A 24,188-nucleotide genomic window follows, 5' to 3' on the forward strand; every position below is an offset into this window, starting at 1 on the left:
CTCTTTTCCTGATTATTCTCCAAGGGTTCTTCCACCTTTCCTATTCTTTTCTATGAAACATTTCATCCAATTCGCTTTGAAGCCGCTTCATGGATTTTAATACATGCTCATAATCCATTCTCTTTGGCCCGATAATACCTATGGTTCCCTTCATGCCGTCGCCTAATTCATAAGTGGCGGTGACAACGCTGCAGTCCTTCATGGTCTTGACCGGCGTCTCATCACCGATGTAGACCTGGATCCCTGTATTATCTTCCTGCGATAATGTCTGCGTTACCAGCTCGCTAAGCTGCTGTTTTTCCTCAAACGCGCTGATGATCTCCTGGGCGCTTTGATTATCGCTGAGTTCCGGATACTTGAAGATGTTCGTGGCTCCGCTTGTATAGATCTGCATGTCGTCATCCACTTGGATGACATCCGCCACCGCATCCAGAACGTTTCCAATCACCTCGCTGTGTATGCCTGCCTGCTCCTTCAGCCTTGCGATCAGTCCAAGATTGATCTCCTCGATAGACATGCCATTCAGCGTCGTGTTTAAAAGCATATTCAATTTCAACAGATTCTCATTGCTGATTGGCTCGTCAATATCAATGATCTTATTCTTGATCACATTGCCTCCAAGCACGATTACCGCGATGATCTGCTCGTCGTCTACCATGGACAGCTGAATGAACTTGAGTTTGTTCGCATTGTTCATGGGCGTGGATACCATCGTCGCATAGTTCGTACTGTTAGCCAAAACCTTTGCCGCCTGTCTCAGAAGCTGATCCATCTTATCCGCCTTATCCAGCATCTGTTCCTGCATCTCGCTCAGTTCCTGTTCTTTTTCTTCCATCAGCATATCTACATAGAGTCTGTAGCCTTTATCCGAAGGAATGCGTCCGGCCGACGTGTGAGGCTGCATGATGTAGCCCATCTCTTCCAAGTCCGCCATCTCGTTACGGATGGTTGCAGAACTTAAGTTCAGATCCGTATACTTTGATATGGTTCTGGAACCAACCGGCTCGCCTGTCTCCAGATAGTTCTGGATAATCGCATGAAGGATCTTAAGCTTGCGGTCGCTAAGTCCATGTTCTGATACCATCTATCCTCCTCCTTTCGGATTTTGCTGTTAGCACTCTACATTTTTGAGTGCTAACATCTTCGATTATTAATTTAGCACTCCCTTTTTCTTTTGTCAACACTATTTATACAATTTTTATAACTAGCTCCTGGCCGAGTTCGTTTCCATAGATGATCCGGGGAATTCCTTCCTCCTTTTGCGCGGCATTCAGAATCTCCCGAAAGCGCGTCCCATCTTTTCCGCCCGCAGGCAGATGGATTGCAAATACCTGGCGCGCTCCCAGCACTTCTTCCAGCTGCCTTCTGGCAAACCGGAGGGTGATATAGGCAAACGGGCTGATCAGAAGATCTGCCTTCATCCCCAGTTCCGCCGCCTGCCTCAGCAAATACCGGGGATCTGCATCCCCGGTAATCAATATCCTATATCCCCGATACTCCAGCAGGAAGCTTAGGTTCACGATCGCATCGTACTGACGTCCCATATGCCTGCTGCTAAAGGCAGTGATCAACGTCTTTCCTGCCATGATCTTCTGCTTCCTTCCTCTTCCTATGGCCGTCAGCCGGTCTTCCTCTATGCAGGGGCGCAGGCGGCTTACGACTGCCTCGTTAGAGATGATCTTCATCTCTTTATGGATCCTTGCATAGCGCCGCATCCTTTCTTCGGAGAAATGATCCGGATGCTCATGCGTGATCAGGCACGCTTCCGGCCATTCCTCAGGCTCTGCCTGATACAGTTCCTCTATCGCTGCTTCATCTGCCGTCATGTATTTGCCATATCCATGGGCACATAGAATATCCGTGCAGATCCAAGTGTCTCCCAGACGGATCAGAACCCCTGCATTGTCTACCTGCCGGATTAAGATATCCCTGCAATCCAATCAATTACCTCCTTCACCTGCTTCTGCCTTTCTATGGCGGATTCTCCTTCTGCCGCGTCCGTGGCTACGTCTGACAGATCATAACGCCTGCCTCTGAATGCCTTCTCGATCGCCTGCGGCAGGCCGATGTCCAATGCGTCCGTATATACCTTTATCTCCTTGATAACGAGGTTTTCCAAGTGCATCTGAACCTCTACTTCTCCCCAGACGAACCGTTTCTGATGAACGATCTCGCACGCCGGAGACTGTCCATATACCCATTCCCAGGAACAATAGGATTCATAGATCTGCCGGATCTTCTCTTGATCCTCCCCGCCTAGTTTCAGAATCTGCGCCGTACCATATTCCTTCTGAAAACTTTCCGCCATCTGCTCCATGATTCCCTGTGTCGTAATTTCCTGATTCAAGTCCCTTAGGTTGCACACCCGGGATCTGACAGAATCGACGCCTTTCGCCTTCATCTTCTCTTTAGACGGCGTCAGATAGCGGGTCATCCTCTCCTTGTCCACGTCCACCATCAGCGTTCCGTGCTGCACATTGCAGCTGGCTGTCTTGGAATACGCATTGCCGGAAAATTTCAGTCCTTCCTTGGTCAGGATATCATTCCGTCCGGAAGCCTGCGTCTCAATTCCGTAGAATCTGCACGCATCCGCAATGATCCCGGACTGTCTTTTCAAGTCATACATCTCTGGAGACGCAAGAAAGGTGAAGCAGACATTTCCCATATCCTGGTAGACCGCGCCGCCCCCCGTCGTCCGACGGGCCACATAGCCGCCTTCCTCTTCCAGTAGCCTGGCCCTGCATTCTTTCAGGATATTCTGATTCTTTCCTATTACTACAGTATGCTCATTCTGCCACAGGTACAAAATGACATCCCCTTCTTTTACCAACGTCTGCAAGTGGGCTTCCACTGCCAGATTGTATCTTGGATCATTCGATTCTGCCCATACGATATAATTCATAGCTTTCCTCCTCATTCTTATATAAGAAACGGTTATCAGATTACTGTCTACGCAAAAAAGATCTTCTATGAAGTCTATTCTAACATAGGAGATCTTTTTCTTAACCATCTTTTTTATGATCGTCTTATTTTACTTTCTTTTTATTCCTGATGATGTCCATATAGATGGCAAGGATAATGATTACGCCTTTCGCCACATCCTGCCAGTAAGAGCTGACGCCCATCAGGTTCAGTCCGTTGTTCATGACTCCGATGATCAGGGCGCCAATCAGGGTTCCGCCAAGGGTTCCGGATCCTCCTGTCATCATGGTACCGCCAAGCACGACTGCCGCGATCGCATTCATCTCCGCGCCTTCTCCCATGGATGGAAGCGCGGAATACAGTCTCGCTGCCGTCAGGACTCCGGCAAATCCGGAAACGGTTCCTGAGATGATATACGCGGTCAATTGAACGCGGTTAACATTAATTCCTGAAAATCTTGCAGCCTCGATATTTCCGCCAGTCGCATACAGATGGCGCCCATACTTGGTATAATTCAGCACGACGAACAGAAGCGCAAAGATGATCAGCATATAGACTGCCTGCAAAGGCACATTCTCCAGCAGCTTGCCGTTACCTATAATAAGCAGCCTGTCGTCCTGTACATAGATGGGCTTTCCGCTGGTGGTGATAAGCGCGAAGCCTCTGGCTATGTTCATCATTGCCAGCGTAACGATGAATGCCGGCATATTGACCTTTGTAATGAAGAATCCGTCAATCAGGCCGATCACAGTTCCGATCAGGACGCCTGCGAGAAGCGCCGGTACCAGGCCCCAGCCGGATCTGGCCATCAGGGCCATAGACATTACGCCTGAGAGCGCGACTACCGATCCTACCGACAGGTCAATGCCTCCAAGCAGGATTACGTATGTCATGCCGAACGCGATCATTCCGTTCGTAGATATCTGCTGCAGAACGTTCATGATATTCTTGCTTGTCAAAAATGCAGATGTGGCAAAGGATAAGACCACGCACAATGCGACCAAGGCGACCAGAATTCCCAGATTCCTCTTTATCGCTTTCATGGCACCGCCACTCATGATGGTATTACTGTTATTTTTCATTTTGTCCCCCTCCTGTTGCATGCTTGATAATTAATTCCTGATTCAAATCTTCGCCGCTGAGCCGTCCTCCCATTCTTCCTCTTCTCATTACGTAAATGGTGTCGCATACCCTCATAAGTTCAGGCAGATCAGAGGAAATCATAAGCGTGCTCATTCCCTGGCATGCCAGTTCATCAATCAGCTTGTAGATTTCAGCCTTGGCGCCTACATCTATTCCACGAGTGGGTTCATCCAAAATAAGCAATTTAGGGTTGGTTGCCAGCCATTTGGCAAGAACAACTTTCTGCTGGTTTCCGCCACTTAATTTTCCTGTTTCCTGGTCTCTTGACGAGACTTTGATATTGAATTTCTTGATCAGATCATCCGTAACCTGATTCATCAGTTTAAAATTAACGCCCACAAACTTAATGAATCTGTCAAGAATCGTAATGGTTGCATTCTCTTTCACCGTCTGTCCCAGAACCAGCCCCTGCTCCTTGCGGTTTTCCGGAATCAGGACGATTCCTCTTGATATGGCATCATTTGGCTTATTAATCTTTATGACTTCCCCGTTCAGCAGGATCTCGCCTTCATACCCATTGTCGATGCCTGCGATGACCCTGGCTGTCTCGCTTCGTCCTGCGCCTACGATGCCTGCGATTCCCACGACTTCTCCTTTTCTGACGGAAAAACTGACATCCTGCACCATTCTGCCTCTTGACAGTCCTTTTACTTCAAGGACTACCTCTTCCTTTACCTCATGCTCTCCGTAGTGTTCCTCGATCGCCCGTCCGACCATCATCTGGACCAGATCGTCTTCCGTTACGTCCGCAAGATTCTTCGTGCCTACATATTCTCCATCCCTTAAGACGGTAACCCTGTCTCCCAGCCGGAACAGTTCCTCCATACGATGGGATACATAGATAATGGAGATCCCCAGTTCTTTCAGCCTGTCTATACTTTCATAAAGGTGTTCTACTTCTTTTAGGGACAAAGAGGCGGAAGGCTCGTCCATAACCAGTATCTTTGCATTGTTGGAAAGTGCTTTTACAATTTCTACTACCTGCTGCTGGGAAACGCTTAAGTTTGCCATCAAGTCATCCGGCTGGATATCCGAACCGAAAGCCTCCAGTGCATCCCGTGTCTCTTTCCTTATACGCTTGGAGTCAATAAGGCCAAGCTTATTGGTATATTCTCTCCCCATAAAGATATTGTCGGCTACCGTCATCATCGGGGCAAACGACAGTTCCTGATGCACGATGCTGATCCCATAATTGTTCGCCGTATCTACGCTGTCAATATCCACTTCTTTGCCATCAATGAGAATGCGGCCCTCATTCTTTTTATGTATTCCGCCCAGAACCTTGATCAATGTAGACTTTCCAGAGCCATTCTCGCCCAGAAGCGCATGCGTCTCGCCTTCTCGGAGTTCGAAGCTAACGTCTTTTAACGCTGCTACAGGGCCAAAACGCTTCGTAATATTCTCCATCTTTACAATCATTTTTTCACTCATATTCGTCTTCCCTACTTTAACGTATCGATTATTGTCAGCCATATTGCAGGGAGCAACCTTAGCACTGCTCCCCGCATTTTTTGTTCGTATCAGTCTCTCTTACTCAAACTTGTAGTCAGGATCGCCGTTGTAATACGTTTCTTTTCTTACTTCTGCGTTATCCTTGGTGATGACCTTGTAAGGCGTATACTTGATAGCCGCTCCTATGTCTTCTCCCTTAAGTGCTTTGTAGAGATCAAGCGCTGTCTGCTTGCCCATTTCATATGGCTGCTGGCCAAGAGAAGCTGCTTCCTGTCCCTTGAGGATGAATTCGATCGCCTCAGGCGCTCCGTCAAATCCATAGCATTTTACTTCATCTGCCCGGCCTGCAGATTCCGCTGCTGTATATGCGCCAATTGCCTGCTCGTCATTGGAGCAGATGACTGCGTCGATCTTATCATTTGCCTGAAGGAGATCCTGCATGACGGAGTTAGCAAGTTCTACTTCTCCGCCGCCATCGCCGTCAAAGATGATGTTCATTTTATTCTTCTTGCATACGGTACGGAAACCATCTGCTCTTGCCTGGGAGCCTGAGTTCGGCGTTGCCAGGATGACTACGTTGGCACCTTCTCCAACATCTTCAAACATCTTCTCTGCCAGCACTTCTCCTGCCTCCTCGTTCGGAGTCATGGTCTGTGAGCAAACCAGGTCTTCAAAGCCTTCTCCAAACGGGAAGTCTGCGGATGCCACCATAACGCCTGCATCTACTGCATTCTGCGTACATGTGATCAATGCCTTTCCATCGATGGTCTCGCATACGACGCCAACGCATCCCTGTGCTACGAAGTCATCAATGTTGCTGGCCTGTACCACTGCATCAAATCCCGGATCCAGAATAACAGCCTCATCGCCGTTTTCTTCAATTACTGATTTTGCGCCTTCGATAAATGCCTGGCAGTGCGGGATAACATTGTCGATTACCGTGATTCCCACCTTATTCTTTTCGCCTTCTTTGTAGAGCTCGCTGGCAGATTCATAAATATCCGTATGCTTGCCGGAATCAGACTCCGTCTTTTTCTTGGAATCCTTCTTGTCCGCGTCCGAATCCGACTTTCCAGAACATGCTGTCATGCCCAGGACCATTGCCAGGACTGCTGCCACTGCAACTACCTTTGTAAACCTTCTCCTTTTCATTTCATCTTCCTCCTATACTAAAATTTTGTTTTTCGAAATCCTCAGGCTTTTTTCCAGCCTAAAGATTTTCTATTCTTAAAAATCACCTTTCTTTTGCCGGCGGCGATTTTTAATTCTGTTTTTAGTGTAATTGTACATTTTTGTGCTTATTTCCTTTGTTCCTCTTGTGATTTTGCATATATTGATTATAGCATCAGTCATGAATAATTGCGTTTCACTCACATACGCAAGTTCTGTAATTAATGTGTATTATTATGCGTTAAAGATTCAAGACACCTCAAATATTTTCACATGATTTTCACCAAACTGCCCTTATAGACGGATTTTTCTGATATTTTTTTCACAATAGTTCGACAAAAATAGCAGGATTTGTGCTTGTTTGCAAACACCAATCCTGCTACATTCTGGCCTGTCTATTTATTTGGTATATGTATTGCCAAATGAATGGATGAGAGCGCGCCCTCCCGGATCGCCTCGCTGAGGGTGGGGTGTGCATGGATCACATTTGCCAGATCCTCTATGCTTGCTCCCATGCCGATGGCGATCGCGGCCTCCCCAATCAGATCCGTCGCCCTGCTTCCAAGGATATGGACGCCGAGAATCTTGTCTGACTCTTCTTCCACGACAAATTTCACGACACCCTCTCCGTTATTCATGATCAGCGCCTTGCCATTGGCCTTCAGAGGGAACTTCCCGATCTTGTACTTGTACCCCATCTGGGCTGCTTTCGCCTCCGTCAGTCCTACCCCCGCAAACTCAGGGCTGGTATAGACGCAGGAAGGACATGTGGACTCATCGTAGGAACGTTTCCCATTCATGGCGTTCTCCGCCGCAATCTCGCCCTGAGCCGAAGCCACATGGGCCAGCATCGTGCTTCCGGTACAGTCGCCGATGGCATAGATGCCTGGCACATTGGTCTCCATCCTGTCATTAACAAGAATGCGGCTGCCGTCATATTCGATGCCGGATTCGTCCAGATTCAGGGTATCCGTATAACTCTTTCGTCCTACGGTTACCAGCACTTTCTCAGCCAGAAGCGTCTTTTCTTCTTTCCCGTCCGATATCGTCACTTCCACCTCGTCATCCTTATCTTCCACCGATAGGACGGAGGTGCTGGTCATGATCTTTATCTTTTTACGGCCCATCCTTCTTGCCAGGAGTGTTCCCAGTTCTTCATCCATCAGCGGCAGGATCTTGGGCATGGCCTCGATTACCGTAATCTCGCATCCTAGCTGGCTGTAAATCGTCGCCATCTCGATTCCGATCACGCCTCCGCCTATGACGATCATAGACTTCGGCACCTTTTCAAGGCTTAGCGCCTTTGTAGAATCGATCCATCCTTTGGATTCCTTCAGCCCTTTGATCGGGGGAACCGCTGGCACGGAGCCCGTTGCAATGATAATCTTATCCGGCGTAAATTTCTTCTCGCTCCCATCCTCAAATACCACTTTCAGTATCTCTGGCGAGCAGAAGCTGGCTTTTCCTTTCAGTACTTCGATACCGTTGCTCTTCATCAGGCCTGTCACGCCTTTTACCAGCTGGCCTGTGATCTTTTCCTTCTTGCCCTGAAGTTTCTCCCAGTCAAATCCTTCTTTATTCAATTGAATTCCAAAGTCTGCCGCTTCTGCGTCCGCCGACATCAGTTCGGCGGCATGCAGCAGGACCTTGGTAGGGATGCAGCCTACGTTCAGGCAGGTGCCGCCCATCTTATCCTTTTCTATAAGCGTAACCTGGGCGCCCAGCTGGGCAGCCCTGATGGCAGCCACATAACCGCCTGGGCCTCCCCCGATTACCACAATATTGATATCATTCAAAATAATACCTCCTCCATCAATCAGACACCTTCACCAGAACATGCGGATACAGCCCTGTTTCAGTATCTTTATAAGCCATGATCGCATCCTTGAAGTCATATACCTTCGTAATCAGCGGCTTTAATTCTAACTTGCTCATGATACTCTTGATTCTTGGCAGGATATACGGAGCCATGTAATAGGGAATCAGCGATGCCTCTTTTAAGTACAATTCGGAAATGCTGATCGGCAGATTGGTATTGATTCCGTATATGCTTGAAAACAGCAGGCTCCCATGGCGCGCCAGCAGCCTGGTTGCAAGGCTTAGCATGGCAATATTCCCGGATGTCTCGAAGATTACGTCATAGCCAAGCCCTTCGGTAATCTGCGACACGATTGCCGCCACATTTTCATGAACCGGATCAATCGTATACTCAGCTCCCAGGGAAGACGCCAGCTGCCGGATCGTCTTTTCCTGGTCGATCATCGTAATCTTGCTGGCACCTTGCATCTTTACCATCTGAAGCATCAGCTGCCCGTTCAGCGTTCCGCCGATGATCAGCACCTTGCTTCCGATGCTGATCTTGGCACGGTCAACGCCGTGGATGGCATATCCGATTGGATCCGTTAAGCATCCTTCCTCCATAGATACAGAAGGAGGCAGCACCATCAGCTGCCTGGCATTCCAGACGATATACTCGGACAGCGTCCCCTGGGCAGGAACCAGATTCAGGCAGTGGCTTTCCCTTCCCGTCTTGCAGTAATAGCATTCCCCGCATTTGTTCCAGGCATAGCCGCTGACTCTGTCTCCTACCTTGATGCCGCTTCTCGCCGCATCCTGCCCGCATTCCACAACGACTCCTGACATCTCATGGCCATTCAGGGGAAGAAGATTGCTTCCCCAGGCCAGCATATCCCGGTCCCTTCTGAAAAACGGCATATCATCTACGCAGATTCCGGCATACTTTACCTGGATCTTTACATCCCGGGAACTTGTAAGGTGAGGCTCGGGCCTTTCAAAGAACTCCAGCTGCCTTGGCCCTACCAGTTTCAGTGATTTCATACGCCGCTTCCCCCTTCATCATGCTTCTCAAGCAATGCTTTGTATTCCGATGGGGATATGCCTGTGCTCTTTTTAAATACTCTGCTGAAATACCGGTTGTCGGAGAAGCCGACATCAATGGCGATCTCATGAATCTTGCGCCTGTTTTCATACAGCATCCTTTTCGCCGCGACGATACGGATCATCGTCAGATAATCACTAAAGGTCAGCTGCATCTCTTTCTTGAACAGATGGCTCAGATAGGTGGTTGCAATATTGACCTCTTCTGCCACCGACTGAAGCGACAAGTCGCCGCTATACCCTTCCACCAATATGGTGATAATCTTAAAGATCAGGCTGTTGATCTTCTTATCCGACTTCTGTATCAGTGCCTGCAGCGTCATGAATTCCCTTAAGAACGCTTCTTTTTCATCTTCAATGGTATGGTATGCCTGATCAAAGACGCTTGCGTCAAGTTCCCTGGAATCCTGAAATCCATACAGGCATATCAGGGAGTGATAGAAGAGTTCCAGCGCATGGCGCCAGAGATAGAGTTCCTCCATATTCATGGATTTCTTCAAATAGTCCATATAAAGCATCTTGAAAGCCGCCTGCAGTTCTTCATCCTCACCGCCGGTCATAGCCTCCACCATCATCTGGTAGAATGACTGGCTTTTCTTATCCTTCTTTACCAGGCTCTTCGTCACGATGTACTCCTTTTTCAGAATTTGAAGCTCGCTGCGGAAATACCCATAATCGTACAGTTCCCGGTAGGATCCATATTCCTTTTCCAGTTTCCTGAGGGAAATCGGGTTGCTCAGTATAAATGTCCACTGCATCGAGTATTCATTCATCAGCGTCCTTCTCAAGTCAAAGAGCAGATTCTCATACACCCTCTCCGTAGACGAGCTCTGGATATCATTGATCAGGATGCACAGCACGCCGTCATCCATCACGAACACTTCTCCGCCACTATTTTCGCTTAGAATATTCCAAATGGATTTAAGCAGGTTTTTTGAATAGGGCTTATCCAAAGGCTCTACCGGCCTTGGAAGCAGGATGCTGACTTGCGGCGTAAGCAGAAGCCCCGCGTTATCTCTGAGTTCCTGCAGCCTTGCAATCGTAAGTTCTCCTGCCCCCAGCAGATTCTGCAATGTTTTGAACCGTTCTTCCATATCATATTCCTCTGTCTTGTCAAAATTCTTGTTCAAAGATCCCACTGCATCCAGAACTGTCTGCTTCAATTCCTCCGGCTCTACCTTGGACTTATCAATCACCCTGTATATATTTTGTATATTGGAAATTGAAGTTTTCAGATCATCCAGCAGAATGACCAGGAAGTCCGGGCATACCTTCGTCATCTCCTCCACGAACTTGTCTGTCCCAATAATGGGGACCATCGAATCCAGAAGTATGATCCGTGGCTTGAAGTAGGCAAACTGCTCCAGGCCGATGGCCCCATTATACTCTACCGACACGATCTCCATACCGCAGGAAGACCAGTCAACCATCGTTCTTATCTCTTCTGCGAAGTGATAGCTGCTTGTTAAAATCATCATTTTTTCGACCATTACATATCCCTCCAAACATACAGTCAGTTTAGCATAGGCCTCTGGGTTTATCAATAAATAATGGTTCGTTGGCAATTATCCCCTTTTAGAAGTTTTCATCCGGATGTTCCAATCTTTCTACCAATGCCGTCAAGAATTTTGCCCCTGTCGTTCCGTCTGTGACTCTGTGGTCTACGGTCAATGTCGGATGCATCATGTATACAACATTAATATCATTATCCTCTCCCACAGCCACTGTTTTCTGCATTTTTCCTACTGCCAGAATACCTGCTTCCGGAGCATTTACGATAGATCCAAACGAGTTTACCCGGTACATTCCCAGATTGCTGATCGTAAATGTGCCTCCCTGCATCTCTTCCATCGTAAAGTTTCCTCTGGAAGATTTTTCCTTCATCGCATTCAGTTCTTCCATGATTTCTTCCAGAGATTTCCTGTCCGCGTTGGATATTACAGGCACCAGAAGACCACGTTTCGTATCTACTGCAATCCCGATATTGATGTCTTCATGTTCTACAATGTGATCTCCTGCCCAGGAGGAATTAAGCCTGGGGAATTCTGCCAGGGTATCCGCTGCTGCTTTGGCCAGAATCGCCGTATAAGACAGCTTGTAGTCCTGCTTCTTGCGAAAAGCCATCATTGCTTCGCAATTGACTTCCGATTCCAGCTGGAACTGCGGAACATCCGTCCAGCTGGCGATCATCTTCCTTGCCATGGCTTTCTGCAGGCCAGTCAATTTTACGTCTTTATCATTCTCGCTACTCATTTGTCTCAATCCAGGCTATAGTCTTGGTAATCTCTACTACAGCCCCCTCCTCTGCCACGATTTCTTTTAATGTTCCGCTTACGGCCGCCTCTACTTCCGTAGTCGCCTTATCTGTCTCGATCTCTACCAGGGCTTCTCCTTCTTCTACAGAATCTCCTGCCTGCTTAAGCCAGGTAAGAATCGTCCCTTCTTCCATATCCAGCCCGATCTTTGGCATAATTACTTCTTTTAACATATCATTTCCTCCTTCAATCTTCTTAATCTCTTGATTTTCTATCTGTTTCCCCATATTTGCTGGCGCTTATCCCATATATCCCAGGCACTGTGGTAGATGTCTTTATAAATTTCATAATTCTGCTGATAGATTCTGACGTTCTTCTCCACCGGATAGAATGCCTTCTTCACCTTTACCATCTCCTGAATGGCTTCCTGGATATCGGTAAAATATCCTGCTGCGACGGCTGCCAGCAATGCAACGCCTCTTGCTCCGATTTCCGTTCCGCAGGTAATCTCGATGGGAATGTCGATATTATCCGCGAACATCTGCACCCATTGCTCGCTGTTGCTTCCCCCGCCTGCCAGCCTTACCATATCCGGCCTGACTGGGAAGTGCTCATAGCAGTCCTTCATGGAGAGCGCAACGCCTTCATAGACTGCACGAAGCATATGCGCCTTGGTGTGCGTCGTCTTAAGCCCGAAAAATTGCGCGCATGCAGATGGCTTGATGAACGGGGCCCGCTCTCCTCCAAGCCCTATGTACGGATGATAGATCAGCCCTTCTGCGCCTGGACCCACGGAGCCCACAAGAGCATCCAGTTCCTCAAATGGCACTGTAACGCCATCCCTTGTAAAAAACTCTTTGAGAATCCAGTCCAGATTGGGCGCTCCTGCCATCGTGCCGAGGGACAAGATCCATTGGTTTGGATTGATGCCGCACACGACCGACACGTTCTCATACTTCGGATCCTGCCGGTATGCAAGGGAATCCGTCAATATTTCATTAAATAGCGTAGTCCCCACAATGGAGCAGCCCATATGCTTCTTGACCACGCCATTTCCTACCACTGAGGCTATGATGTCGATCATGCCGTTGACCACCGCGGTTCCTTCGCGAAGTCCAGTCTGCTTTGCTGCCTCCTTCGTCACCTTTCCGATGATCTCATCGCTTTTTCTGATCTCCGGCAGAAGATCTTTAAATGCGCCTATCCCAAAGGCATCAAAATGCTCCTGGTTATAGACCGGATTGTTTACTTCCACCAAAGATGCGTCCGACAGATCCGTGACATCCGTTACGATATTTCCTGTCAGGCAATATTTGATCCAGTCTTTGCAAAATACGGCTTTTTTGGCCTTTTCCATAACCTTAGGCCTGTGGTCATACATCCACGCCGCAAATGCCAGCATGGAGCCATTGAACACGACCCTTCCGGATCGATTGATGATCTTTTCTTTTTCCCATTTCTCGATATAGGAGCTGGCCCTCCCATCAATCCACAGAATCGCGTCTTCCACGGATTTCCCATCTTCGTCCAGGAGCCACAGTCCATCTCCTTGTCCGGTCACGCCCACTGCCTTGACCTCTCCGTACTGCCTGCTTGCCTCCACGACTGTCCGGATGGTTTCCGCCGCGATATTCCAGTGGGATTCCATATTCTGAGTAACCAGCCCATCTTCGGAATAATTGGGATGCGGGAGATTGTGGGCCACCTTCAACTCTTTGCCTTTTGAATCAAACACGACCGCTTTGATCTTCGTCGTGCCTGCGTCAATTCCTAAAAATAAATCTTCCATAGGCGTTCTCCCCTCTTCCTTTCCTAATTTATTTCTTTAAAGAATCCGGGTTATAGATCCGCTTAGGCTCCTCATTCTTAAAGAATCTGTCCAGATCCTCAAGGAGCATCGTGTATGACCTGTCATAAGGATCCAGGCTGCAGCCTGCGATATGAGGCGTAAGTACTACATTGTCCAGGTCAAGAAGCGGATGATCGTGCGGCAATGGCTCGATCGGATATACATCCAGCGCTGCTCCCTGAATCTCTTTTTTCTGAAGCATATCAATCAGCTTGTCATAATCCAGCACAGCCGCGCGTGCATTGTTGATCAGATATGCGCTCTTCTTCATAAGCGCGAGTTTCTCTGCGGATATGATTCCTCTGGTTCCGTCGTTAACCGGCAGATGAATGGAAACGAAGTCAGAAGTACTCATCAAGGTATCCAGATCCACCATCGTCACATCCTGCTTCACATCTTCCTGTTTTACGAATGGATCAAAGGCAATGACCTTCATGCCAAATGCCAGCGCACGCTTGGCTGTCTCCCTGCCGATCGCGCCATATCCCGCAAGACCCATCGTCTTTCCTGAGAACGTAGGCCCTTTATACTGCAGATATGCAAACTTCTCCGGCGTAGAACCCACCCAGTTAATATCGGTAGCGCAGAATCCGTTCTCCACATAAGTCTTGTCATCGGTGATGATCCGATTCTTAATCAGATGATGGCCTTTTGCCAGTCCTCTGCTGATTGCCACCATCATGCCGATGGTAAAGTCAGCTACGGTATCCTGATTTCTTCCCGGCACATACAGAATCGGGATGCCAAACTCTGTAGCGGCAGCAACGTCCACGTTGGCATGGGCGCCTCCTCTGACAGAGGCAATGACCTTTAACTTTTTCGCGCTTTCTAATACTTTTCTGGTCAGTGGATCAAATTCTACAACGATGGCATCTGCGTCCGCAATTTCCTGAATCAGCTCGTCTTCCGTAAGGATTCTGTCTATCTGCATCATTCCTACGAATTTGATCTCATCAAACATTTTCTTAAATTCTTCCACATATTCTTCCTGCATGTAGGATGTAACTAATAATTTCATATTCCTCTCCTTATTTCTTCAATGATTTTTTTACTGCTTCGATCACTTGTTCCGGCTTAGGCACATAGGATTTTTCAAGATCCACCGCAAATGGCACCGGTACATTTGGGGCTGCCACGCGTAAGATCGGACTCTCCAGCGCTTCCAGCGCATGTTCCTGAACCTGCGCGATGATCTCAGCTCCGAATCCGACTTTTTGACAAGCCTCGTGTACGACCACGGCGTGCCGCGTCTTCTTAACGGAATTTACGATCGTCTCTGTATCCAGAGGCTCTAACGTGCGGATATCCACTACCTCCGCCTCGATTCCTTCCTCTGCAAGCTGTTCTGCTGCCTTTAATGAGACATCTACCATAGCTGAGTAAGTAACGATGGTGACATCCTTTCCTTCCCTCTTGATATCGCAGCAGTAGTCAATCTCGTATGGCTCTTCCGGAACCTCGCATTTGCGCTTGTACAAGGCCTTATGCTCCACAAACACGACTGGATTGTTATCACGGATCGCATGCAGAAGGAGGCCTTTCGCATCATACGCATTGGATGGCATGACCACGCGGATTCCAGGAACATGTGCAAGGATCGCCTCCAGGGACTGGGAATGCTGGGCGCCGTTGCCTAGCCCTGCCCCGCACTGGGTACGGATTACCAGCGGTATATTCACGCGTCCGCCGTACATATAGCGGATTTTTGCCGCCTGATTTAGAATCTGGTCAAAACATACGCCGATAAAATCCATATAGGACAATTCCACTACCGGCCGCTTTCCAATCAGGGCCGCGCCAATGCCTGCCCCTACGATTGCAATCTCTGAGATTGGCGTATCCCTTACCCTGGATCCTCCGAAGTTGTCCAGCAGGTCATAGCTGCATCTTAACTGTCCGCCATACGTGCCGATGTCCTCGCCAATCGTAAATACATTCTCATCACTGTTAAATGCTGTGTGAAGCGCTTCATTTACCGCTTCACGCATAGATATTTTTCGCATCTTGCTCCCTCCTACTTTGCCGCTTTCTTATCAAATGCTACCCAGGTGATATCTGCTAATTCCGGATCATACAAATCCTCCGTCAAGTCTTCTACCTTTGGCTCCGGATTCTGCTTTGCCCGTTCGCAGGCTTCAAGAACCTGAGCCTTGATATCTTCCCTAAGTTTTGCGATCTCTTCTTCATCCACTCCATAGTCCTCCATCAGAAGGTTCTTGCAGCGCAGGATGGGATCTTTGTCCTTCCAGGCATTTACTTCTTCTTTTGTGCGGTAATTCTGGTTATCCCCGAAGTAGTGGCCCGTCATCCTGTAGGTATCCATCTCGATCAGTACCGGGCCTTTTCCTGCCCTTACATCCTGAAGCACTTCCTCAAGGAGGCAGTAAATGCCAGCCACGTCATTGCCATCCGTCTTATACCCTTTGATTCCATATCCGACTGCCCGGTCAGCCACGCTTTTTACATGCATGGACTTGCTGACAGGCGTGGAGATGCCATACTTGTTATTCTCACAGATGAAAATCACCGGCAAGCCCCATACGGATGCCATATTCAGGGATTCATGGAAGGAGCCTTCATTGGATGCCCCGTCCCCGAAGAAGCAGACGGACACCCGGTCCGTGCCGTTTAGCTGAATTCCAAGCCCGGCACCCATGGCGATCGGAATTCCGCCGCCTACGATGCCGTTGGCTCCCAGGTTGCCGGTATCTAGATCCGCAATATGCATGGATCCGCCCTTGCCTTTGCAGTAGCCGTCTTCTCTTCCCATCAGTTCGGCAAACATCTTATATAGGTCTGCCCCTTTTGCGATACAGTGGCCATGCCCCCTGTGGGTGGATGTAATGTAGTCGTCCTTTGTAAGATGGGCGCATACGCCGGCTGCAATGGCCTCTTCGCCCTGGTATGTATGAACCGCCGCCCTTGTTATATTTCCTTTTGCAAGTTCGATGGCTTCATTTTCAAATTCCCTGATGGTTACCATAACCCGGTACATATCCATCAGAGTTTCCTTTGGTATCCTTTTATCCGTGCTCATTGCTCATCCTCCTACTTTGCCCAAAACTTAAGTGCCGCATCCAATTCTGCATGGGTGTTTGCCGCGTCTTTGACCGCCTCGCCTGCCATGACTGCCTCAATAGCCTGCAGGATAGCCTTGGCGCCTGCCTCTGCTCCCATTGGATGGCCATAGATGCCGCCGCCTGCCATAAGAATGGTGTCGTTTCCAAGCAGGTTCATCAGGTATTCAATGGTACCAGGATGCACGCCGCCTGCAACCGTCGTAAACGCACGGTTGATACGTCCCATTGGAGCCGTTGCAGCGCTGTGAGTCTCAACCAGCTCGTTCTGGGAGATTCCGAAGCGTCCGCTGTCCGGATAAACCAATGGCATATCCATACCGATCAGACGGGCAAGCTTGCCGCATCCAAGCGCAGTAGAGATACCGTTAGTCTTAGAGCGATAATATGCGCCCATGCCGGCACAATGTCCGAATACCGGGATCTTGATATTCTGTCTCTTCAGTTCCCGGATCAGGTCTTCTGTAGCACCCCATCCAAGCGCCTGATAATTTACCACGATCGCGTTGGCGCCTGCATCAATAGCCGCCATTGCGCGGTCCTTTACATTTTCTCCTGTAACGTTTACTGCAAAGAGAGACGTCTTGTCTTTTCCGGCATCCCGAAGCGCCTTCATAACCGCCTTCAGCCGTTCCAGCATTGGAGAGTATTCCGGATCGCTCTGCAATTCATCATCCTTTATAACATCCGCTCCTCCTAATGCTGCCTTCAATGCGCCTTCTGCGCTTACCTCTGGCGGAACTCCAATACATGGCTTCAGGATCGCGCCTACCAGAGGCCTCTCTTTTACTCCAAGAAGTTCTCTTATGCCTTCTACTCCAAGGATTGGTCCTGGCAGTTCATTGAGTACGGGATCCGGGAATTCAATATCTACCAGACGGATTCCATCCTGGCCAAGCACATTTCCTGCTACCGTGCTTAAGATCATCGGCATATAGAATGGGAAGTTTCTGGTAGGAAACGCAATCCTGGCCACGCATGCATTCTCCCCTGCCATAGGAATGATGCTGATTACTTTGGCGCCGTATTTTTCAATGACTTCCGGGCTCTCGCCTTCTACATGGGTCCATGTGCCTGCGCTCTGGTCTGCAGCCACCAGTTTTACCCAGTCATATAAGTCTGGTTCTTTCTGGGAGTTCATGTAATACGTTGCAATCAAATACTCCTCTTTAATGCCTTCTGGTAAAGCCATTGTCTCAAATTTCATATCATTTCCTCCTTGTAATACGTTTTTTCATAGTCAGGTGATTACTATGTCTAAATTATAGTACAGCGCAAAAATAGCACAACGTATCTGCGTTGTGCTATTAAGAGAAAACTATTGTCAAATTATGCTACGCTATTTTTCTAAATCTCAATTTAATCCACATATTGTTTCCAGGATTGCATTCTTCGTCTCCCTATTAAGCGACTCTTCCTGGTGCAGTATTTCCCGGATCCTCTGGTATCCGAATCTTATTCCGGATAACTTTTCCTCGGCCGGTTTCAGGCGTATCTCCCCTCTTGCGATGCTGCATTCTTCGATCAATCCCTTGCGTATCTGGATTCTTATGCTTATCTTTTCCTCCCCTTCTCCTTTCTCGCAAACCAGCGTGCTCTTGGGAGATTTGCCGTAGTTCCATTCCCATGTTCCATACTTTTCTTTTGCAAGCTTCCCGATTGCTTCTTCCTCCTTCCCCGACAGTTCAATTTTCTCCACATTGCCGCTGCAGATTGATTTTGCCAGAAAATCTTTAAATTGTCCTATGGTCATGTTCTTGTCATCCACATAGTCCCTGATATTAGCCACCTGGCTTCTTACAGACTTGACCGACTTTGACTCTACCATATAGCCAGGCGGCCTTAAGTATCTCCTAAGCCGGTTAAGGTCGGCATCATACAGCAGCGTCCCATGGTGTAGCACCCTTCCTTTCTTCATGCATTGGGCACTCCCTGATATCTTTTGTTCCCCGATCGCGATATCGCAGACTTTCCGCTTGCCTGCCTTTACTCCCAGACTGCGAAGCGCCTTTATGACGGGCGCAAGGAACTCGTCATATTCGATCTGTCCAAGTCCCCCTGCATCCGTCAAGAATGAAAAATTGAGATTTCCTTCATCATGGAATACGGTTCCTCCTCCGGATATCCTGCGCACGACAGGAATCTGATCCTCTTCTACCGCTTTCAGGTTCAGTTCTTCAAATGCATTCTGATACTTTCCCATAATAATGCTGTCCTTATTGCTCCACAAAATCAGGTATGCCCCTTCTTTACGGGTTTCCATGATATATTCTTCCAGTGCCAGATTATAGCAGGGGTCCTGACATTTCCCTTCAATATAATACATCCCTTCACCAGCCCTTTCTCCAATTGTATAACATCATTATAGTACAGCATAAAAACAGCACAATGCCCATGCATTGTGCTGTTTGACTGATAAAGCTGCAATATTATGTGATTTTCATTCGGGCCTTCGCATCATTGTGCAACGGCGCTAGCTTAATTCGACTTTCTGCGCTTCTTCTGGCTTAAAATCATTCTCCAAGTCATAGATGTTGTGCCCTGTAGATTCACTGAGCACCCTGCCTTCCAGAGAATAGCAGCGGATGAATCTCTTTCCGTCCACGCTTGACCAGTGCTCCACGTCCCAGCTCATGTATCCGTCCTCGTCGCTTTTCTTTTCTTTCAGATACAGATCCACCTGGCGTCCGTCCTTCATCTGCTGAATCAGTCCCTTGGTTCCGTCCACTTCCACTTCTACCTTATTTACTTTGTCATAAATCTTCATAGCATTCCCTCCGCTAATCTCATATTAACTTACGGTATGATTATACCTTTAATAAGAAGAAAAAACAATACTTGTACATCCGCTCTTGACAAATCGCTTTTTCTATCGTATTATTGTACTAAGTTGATAATACAGTAATACATTAGTACAGAAGGAGGCAATCTCATGACTGCAATATTAAGAACCAATCATCTGACCAAGCGATATAATAACCGGGCGGTCGTAAATGACCTATCCATGACGATCCATGAAGGAGATATCTATGGATTCATCGGCAAGAACGGCGCGGGCAAGACCACTCTCATCCGTATGATCACCGGACTTGCATCTCCCAGCGACGGGAATATCCTGCTGTTCGGAAGTCCCGAACTTAAGGAAGGACGCTCAGCCATCGGAACCGTCATCGAATCTCCCGCCTTATATCCGGGTATGACCGCAAGACAGAACCTTATTGTCCAGTGCAAGCTGCAAGGCATCCGTGACGAATCCCAGGCAGATGCCATTCTGACTCTGGTGGGGCTTGATGATACCGGACATAAGAAAGCCAAAGACTTCTCTCTGGGAATGCGTCAAAGGCTTGCAATCGCCATTGCACTGATTGGAAGCCCCAGACTTCTGATACTGGATGAGCCAACCAATGGACTGGATCCGGAGGGAATCAAAGAGGTGCGCGAATTAATCCTGAAGCTGAACCGGGACCGTAAAATCACCGTACTGATTTCCTCCCATATCCTGGGAGAACTGTCAAAATTCGCAACCCGCTACGGCATCATCCATCACGGAAAGCTAATTGAAGAATTTACGGAAAATCAGCTTTGGGAACGCTGCAGTTCCAAAGACGGGACCAGGCAGATGGACCTGGAAGATTATTTCTTAAGCAGAATAGGAGGAAGATAGCATGCTGAACTTATTAAAAAGTGATTTCTACAAACTCGGGAAGGCAAGATATTTCTGGGTATGCCTGATCCTTACCATGGCCCTGGCTGCCGGTACTGTCTTCTTAATGGACTTTACCTATAAGATGGCCGGAGAGCAGATGGCCCAGCAAGTGGAACAAAAGCAGCAGGCCATGGATGAAAACGGAATCAACGTTACTACCCAGGGCGTTCCGGCAAGCCGCGAGGAACTGTCAGCCTCCCGTCAGATGGTAGCCTTTTTTGCAGGCAATACCACGCTGATCCTGGCGGTTCTCATCTCTCTGTTCGTCGGCAGCGAATTCAATCACGGTACCATCAAGAACATTGCCTCTAAGAATTATAGCCGCTCCCAGATCTATGCGTCCAAACTGGCCGCCGGCGTTCTCTGCGGGATCCTGTTTACCTTCATCTATGCTGCCGTCTCCATGGCCACGGCAACTATCCTGTGGGGCTTCGGGAATGTAGCCGCAGGCTTTTGGCCGGATGCCCTTAAGTCTGTCGGACTGGAATTGCTGCTGACCTGCGCCTTTGTATCCATCTTCGTAATGTTCAGCATGCTGATCCGCCAGAATGGAGGCTCGCTTGCCGCTAATATTTGTTTTCTGGAATTTGTCTCACTGATCGTGATGCTGGGAGAGATGCTGGTCAAGAAGATCAGCGGAAAAGAAATTATCCTGAGCAATTATCTGATTGACACGAATATGAACGCTATCGCGGCGGGCCTTAATAAAACCATCGCTGTACGAAGCCTGTGCGTGGCTTTTGGCTTTTTCCTGGCTGCCATGCTAATTGGAATGTTAAGTTTTCAGAAGCGCGACATCAAATAAAATTAACCGCCGGTTCATTTATTGTCCCATTAGTTAACTTTCCCTCCATTGTCTGAGGCCGGAAGCTCTGCTATGATATTCTTAATCCGAAGATGCACAGATGAATAGGAGGAACAACGATATGAAAATCAATGAAATGATACGTACCAGACGCAAGGAGATGAATCTGACCCAGGAGCAGGTGGCTTCCCGCCTTGGCGTGTCCGCCCCGGCCGTCCACAAGTGGGAAACCGGGAGTTCTTATCCGGACATCACCCTGCTTCCTGCCCTGGCAAGGCTTTTGGGCACAGACCTTAACACCCTGCTCTCTTTTCAGGAGGATCTAAGCAGGAAGGAGGTGGACCAGTTCTGCGCCGATCTATGCCAGATGATCGAGGAGAAAGGATTCGCAGCCGGCTTTGAATCTGCCATGGATATGACTGCCCAGTATCCCAACTGTGATGCCTTGGCGTACCTGGCTGCCGCCACGCTTGAGGGCTACCTGCATCTGTTGTCCGGCGAAGATGACGGACCATACTTGGGACGCATAGAAGAACTGTACGAACGGGCTTCTCACAGTGATGATAGGACGATTCGGGGCCTGGCCAGAGCCATGGTGATCAGCAAGTCCGTATCCCGCGGGGAATATGCAAAAGCCCAGGAACTGCTGGATGAGGACAAGGAAGTTCCCAAGTCATCCTTCAACCATGTATTTCTGCAAAGCAATCTCTACATTCGACAGGACAAGGTTCTGGAAGCCTCGCAGCTGCTGGAGAGGGAATTGCTTGGAAGCGCCGGCAATATCCAGTCAACGCTTCTCCTCATGCTGGATATCGCGCTAAAGGAACAGGATATGGAGGCTGCCTCCTATATAGCCAAAGTCTCTGAACAGACTGCCTATCTATATGACCTGTGGACTTATAACTCCTATGTGGCAGGCTTCCAGCTGGCCGTATCAGAAAAAGATGAATCCAAGACGCTTGAGTTCCTCCAAAAGCTTCTGGAAGCGTCCCAAGCCAGCTGGGATATAAGTGCCTCCCCGCTATACCGCCACCTGCAGGAAAATGGAGGGACATTCCTTAAGGACCATCTCCCTTCAAGCCTGGCTGATTCCATGAAGACAGACGAATGCCTGGCGTTTCTCCACGGCAATCCAAAGTTCTGGGATCTGGTTAAAAAGTATGCCCAGGATTAATCCTGGCCGGACAGCCAGAACTCGTGCTTCTTATAATCCAGGATGCCATCGCCTTTTAATCTGCTAAGTTCCGCCGACATGGCGCTTCTTTCCACGCAGAGATAGTCTGCCAGTTCCTGCCTGTTAAATGGGATAAAGAAGTGCCGGCTTCCAGCTTTTTTGGACTGTGACGACAGATAAGACAGTAATTTTCCCCGCGTGCTCCTTTTCGAGATATGGCCGATCTTCTCACTGAGCATCACATTCTTTCTTGCCAGAATATATACCATGTTCTCAACCATCTTCTGATGGAAGGGGCAGGCCGTCGGGCAGACGGAAAGGATACGGCCAGCCTCGAGAAAGAGCACCTTACTCTCAGATATGGAAGTGATGCTGACCGGGCTGTCCGTTATGCCTGCAAAGGCATACGCGGCCCCGAACAGTTCGCCCGGCTCCAGCTTCTCCTGAATATTCCGATTCCCGAATACGTCTTCACTTTCCACCTGCACGCATCCATCCAGGATCACCCCCACTCTTTTAAGCGTCTCCGCCTCCGTAAGGATCCGCTCATTCTTTCCATAGGTCTTTACCTGGCCATTCAGGCAGGATATCATCTCTTCCATATCCTGCTCTTTCACCCCTTTAAATAGCGGGGACATCCGTAAAATTCTCAGATCATTTTTCATTTTCTGCCTCTTTCGTTGGAAATACAACATAACTTTTTCTAACATTGTAGTAGACTAAGCCTATCAAATCAAGGAGGTAAGACAATGATCAGAAAAATCATTCGAATAGATGAAGAGAAATGTAATGGATGCGGCGCCTGCGCAGATGCCTGTCACGAAGGCGCGATCCAGATGATAGGCGGGAAAGCCCGCCTGACCCGCGAGGACTACTGCGACGGCCTTGGAGATTGCCTGCCGGCCTGTCCCGCGAACGCCATCACCTTTGAAGAGAGGGAAGCCCCGGCCTACGACCAGGCAGCCGTAAAAGAACATCTGGCTAAGACTCAGAATCAATGGCCCGTGCAGCTCAAACTGGCTCCCACCCAGGCTCCCTATTTTGACGACTCGGATCTGCTGATTGCGGCCGACTGCACCGCCTATGCTTATGCCGACTTCCACAGGCAGTTTGGCAAAAACCGGATTACCTTGATCGGCTGCCCCAAGCTGGATGCTGTCGATTATTCGGATAAGCTTGCCGAGATCCTGAAATCCAATGACATACGAAGCCTTACTGTCCTGCGCATGGAAGTCCCCTGCTGCGGCGGCATCGAATACGCCGCAAAAGAGGCGCTTAAGGCAAGCGGCCGATCTATCCCCTGCCAAGTAGTCACCATCGGGATCAACGGCGCGATCCTCTAGTCAAACTATTCTTTCAGATATTTTACTTCATGAATTTGTCTATGGCCTGGTTCAGCCGCTCAATGGCTTCCAGGTCATTTTCTTCCACCGCTTCCACGATGCAGTGGTTCATGTGATTCTTTAAGACCACCTTGCCCGTATTATTGATGGCCGAGCGTACTGCTGCCAACTGAATCAGCACGTCGCTGCAGTCGGCATCCTTCTCTACCATCCGTTTTACGGATTCCAGGTGGCCGATGGCTTTTGACAGGCGATTGATGACCGCCTTCTTTTCCTGCTGGCTATGCACGTGGCCATGCTCATGGCTATGGTGCTCATGCTGATGATCATAAAGTCCATCCTCATGGCTGTGGGGCGTCATCTGCTCTTTCTCTGTATGTTCCATAGTGTTTCA

General features: G+C 48.7%; 24 protein-coding genes. 4 read left to right on the forward strand and 20 right to left on the reverse strand.

Annotated features, from left to right (window positions below; all coding sequences use genetic code 11):
• Positions 1–40 precede the first annotated feature (40 nt).
• The 18 genes from hrcA to K0036_RS11645 form a co-directional block, all read right to left on the reverse strand.
• Positions 41–1,084: a heat-inducible transcriptional repressor HrcA gene (hrcA, locus tag K0036_RS11560; RefSeq protein WP_025643171.1), complete on the reverse strand. Its 1,044-nt coding sequence runs from the start codon at positions 1,082–1,084 to the stop codon at positions 41–43.
• Between the two features lie 103 nt (positions 1,085–1,187).
• On the reverse strand, positions 1,188–1,940 hold the full coding sequence (locus K0036_RS11565) for an MBL fold metallo-hydrolase (protein WP_220429780.1): 753 nt from the start codon (positions 1,938–1,940) through the stop codon (positions 1,188–1,190).
• Positions 1,919–2,902, reverse strand: coding sequence for a lipoate--protein ligase (locus tag K0036_RS11570; protein ID WP_227066321.1), 984 nt, complete (start codon positions 2,900–2,902; stop codon positions 1,919–1,921). The genes K0036_RS11565 and K0036_RS11570 overlap by 22 nt, the downstream gene beginning before the upstream one ends.
• 124 nt (positions 2,903–3,026) lie before the next feature.
• Positions 3,027–4,004 (reverse strand): ABC transporter permease, encoded by a 978-nt coding sequence (locus K0036_RS11575; protein WP_025643168.1) that lies wholly within the window; start codon positions 4,002–4,004, stop codon positions 3,027–3,029.
• The gene (locus tag K0036_RS11580) at positions 3,994–5,496 is read right to left on the reverse strand and encodes a sugar ABC transporter ATP-binding protein (RefSeq protein WP_173694807.1); all 1,503 of its coding nucleotides are present in this window, start codon (positions 5,494–5,496) and stop codon (positions 3,994–3,996) included. The genes K0036_RS11575 and K0036_RS11580 overlap by 11 nt, the downstream gene beginning before the upstream one ends.
• Positions 5,497–5,595: 99 nt before the next feature.
• Positions 5,596–6,669 (reverse strand): sugar ABC transporter substrate-binding protein, encoded by a 1,074-nt coding sequence (locus tag K0036_RS11585; RefSeq protein ID WP_025643166.1) that lies wholly within the window; start codon positions 6,667–6,669, stop codon positions 5,596–5,598.
• Positions 6,670–7,082: 413 nt separating this feature from the next.
• Entirely contained in the window at positions 7,083–8,483 is a 1,401-nt protein-coding gene (gene lpdA, locus K0036_RS11590) for a dihydrolipoyl dehydrogenase (protein ID WP_259283288.1), read from the reverse strand.
• 16 nt (positions 8,484–8,499) lie between these two features.
• Entirely contained in the window at positions 8,500–9,525 is a 1,026-nt protein-coding gene (locus tag K0036_RS11595) for a zinc-dependent alcohol dehydrogenase (protein ID WP_025643165.1), read from the reverse strand.
• Positions 9,522–11,075: a DNA-binding response regulator gene (locus tag K0036_RS11600; RefSeq protein ID WP_220429781.1), complete on the reverse strand. Its 1,554-nt coding sequence runs from the start codon at positions 11,073–11,075 to the stop codon at positions 9,522–9,524. The genes K0036_RS11595 and K0036_RS11600 overlap by 4 nt, the downstream gene beginning before the upstream one ends.
• 85 nt (positions 11,076–11,160) lie before the next feature.
• Positions 11,161–11,838 carry a dihydrolipoamide acetyltransferase family protein gene (locus K0036_RS11605; protein WP_220429782.1) on the reverse strand — a complete coding sequence of 226 codons (678 nt, stop codon included), beginning with the start codon at positions 11,836–11,838 and terminating at the stop codon, positions 11,161–11,163.
• A complete protein-coding gene (locus K0036_RS11610; RefSeq protein ID WP_025643162.1) occupies positions 11,831–12,073 on the reverse strand; it encodes a biotin/lipoyl-containing protein in 243 nt (80 codons plus the stop codon). The genes K0036_RS11605 and K0036_RS11610 overlap by 8 nt, the downstream gene beginning before the upstream one ends.
• A gap of 38 nt (positions 12,074–12,111) precedes the next feature.
• Positions 12,112–13,629 (reverse strand): FGGY-family carbohydrate kinase, encoded by a 1,518-nt coding sequence (locus tag K0036_RS11615; protein ID WP_173694809.1) that lies wholly within the window; start codon positions 13,627–13,629, stop codon positions 12,112–12,114.
• 28 nt (positions 13,630–13,657) lie between these two features.
• A complete protein-coding gene (locus K0036_RS11620) occupies positions 13,658–14,707 on the reverse strand; it encodes a 2-hydroxyacid dehydrogenase (protein WP_220429783.1) in 1,050 nt (349 codons plus the stop codon).
• A gap of 10 nt (positions 14,708–14,717) precedes the next feature.
• A complete protein-coding gene (locus K0036_RS11625; protein ID WP_220429784.1) occupies positions 14,718–15,692 on the reverse strand; it encodes an alpha-ketoacid dehydrogenase subunit beta in 975 nt (324 codons plus the stop codon).
• A gap of 11 nt (positions 15,693–15,703) precedes the next feature.
• Positions 15,704–16,726, reverse strand: coding sequence for a thiamine pyrophosphate-dependent dehydrogenase E1 component subunit alpha (locus tag K0036_RS11630; RefSeq protein ID WP_044955409.1), 1,023 nt, complete (start codon positions 16,724–16,726; stop codon positions 15,704–15,706).
• An 11-nt stretch (positions 16,727–16,737) separates the two neighbouring features.
• On the reverse strand, positions 16,738–17,973 hold the full coding sequence (locus K0036_RS11635) for a RuBisCO large subunit C-terminal-like domain-containing protein (RefSeq protein ID WP_220429785.1): 1,236 nt from the start codon (positions 17,971–17,973) through the stop codon (positions 16,738–16,740).
• 147 nt (positions 17,974–18,120) lie between these two features.
• Positions 18,121–19,092: a lipoate--protein ligase family protein gene (locus tag K0036_RS11640; protein ID WP_220429786.1), complete on the reverse strand. Its 972-nt coding sequence runs from the start codon at positions 19,090–19,092 to the stop codon at positions 18,121–18,123.
• Positions 19,093–19,239: 147 nt separating this feature from the next.
• Positions 19,240–19,533 carry a hypothetical protein gene (locus K0036_RS11645; protein WP_004605136.1) on the reverse strand — a complete coding sequence of 98 codons (294 nt, stop codon included), beginning with the start codon at positions 19,531–19,533 and terminating at the stop codon, positions 19,240–19,242.
• Between the two features lie 165 nt (positions 19,534–19,698).
• Here K0036_RS11645 and K0036_RS11650 point away from each other — a divergent pair, with 165 nt between their 5' ends.
• From K0036_RS11650 to K0036_RS11660, 3 genes are all read left to right on the forward strand, one after another.
• Complete coding sequence (locus tag K0036_RS11650) at positions 19,699–20,430, forward strand: ATP-binding cassette domain-containing protein (RefSeq protein ID WP_025643156.1); 732 nt, start codon at positions 19,699–19,701, stop codon at positions 20,428–20,430.
• 1 nt (position 20,431) lies between these two features.
• Positions 20,432–21,277 carry an ABC transporter permease subunit gene (locus tag K0036_RS11655; RefSeq protein WP_220429787.1) on the forward strand — a complete coding sequence of 282 codons (846 nt, stop codon included), beginning with the start codon at positions 20,432–20,434 and terminating at the stop codon, positions 21,275–21,277.
• Positions 21,278–21,398: 121 nt separating this feature from the next.
• Positions 21,399–22,451, forward strand: coding sequence for a helix-turn-helix domain-containing protein (locus K0036_RS11660; protein ID WP_220429788.1), 1,053 nt, complete (start codon positions 21,399–21,401; stop codon positions 22,449–22,451).
• Here K0036_RS11660 and K0036_RS11665 read toward each other — a convergent pair.
• On the reverse strand, positions 22,448–23,116 hold the full coding sequence (locus tag K0036_RS11665) for a Crp/Fnr family transcriptional regulator (protein ID WP_025643153.1): 669 nt from the start codon (positions 23,114–23,116) through the stop codon (positions 22,448–22,450). The genes K0036_RS11660 and K0036_RS11665 overlap by 4 nt on opposite strands.
• An 84-nt stretch (positions 23,117–23,200) precedes the next feature.
• Here K0036_RS11665 and K0036_RS11670 point away from each other — a divergent pair, with 84 nt between their 5' ends.
• On the forward strand, positions 23,201–23,794 hold the full coding sequence (locus tag K0036_RS11670; protein ID WP_220429789.1) for an ATP-binding protein: 594 nt from the start codon (positions 23,201–23,203) through the stop codon (positions 23,792–23,794).
• A gap of 22 nt (positions 23,795–23,816) precedes the next feature.
• Here K0036_RS11670 and K0036_RS11675 read toward each other — a convergent pair whose 3' ends face one another.
• Positions 23,817–24,179, reverse strand: coding sequence for a metal-sensing transcriptional repressor (locus K0036_RS11675; protein WP_025643151.1), 363 nt, complete (start codon positions 24,177–24,179; stop codon positions 23,817–23,819).
• Positions 24,180–24,188: the final 9 nt, after the last annotated feature.

Origin of the sequence: [Clostridium] scindens (genome assembly GCF_019597925.1) — a bacterium.
In the GTDB taxonomy this organism is placed as follows: domain Bacteria; phylum Bacillota; class Clostridia; order Lachnospirales; family Lachnospiraceae; genus Clostridium_AP.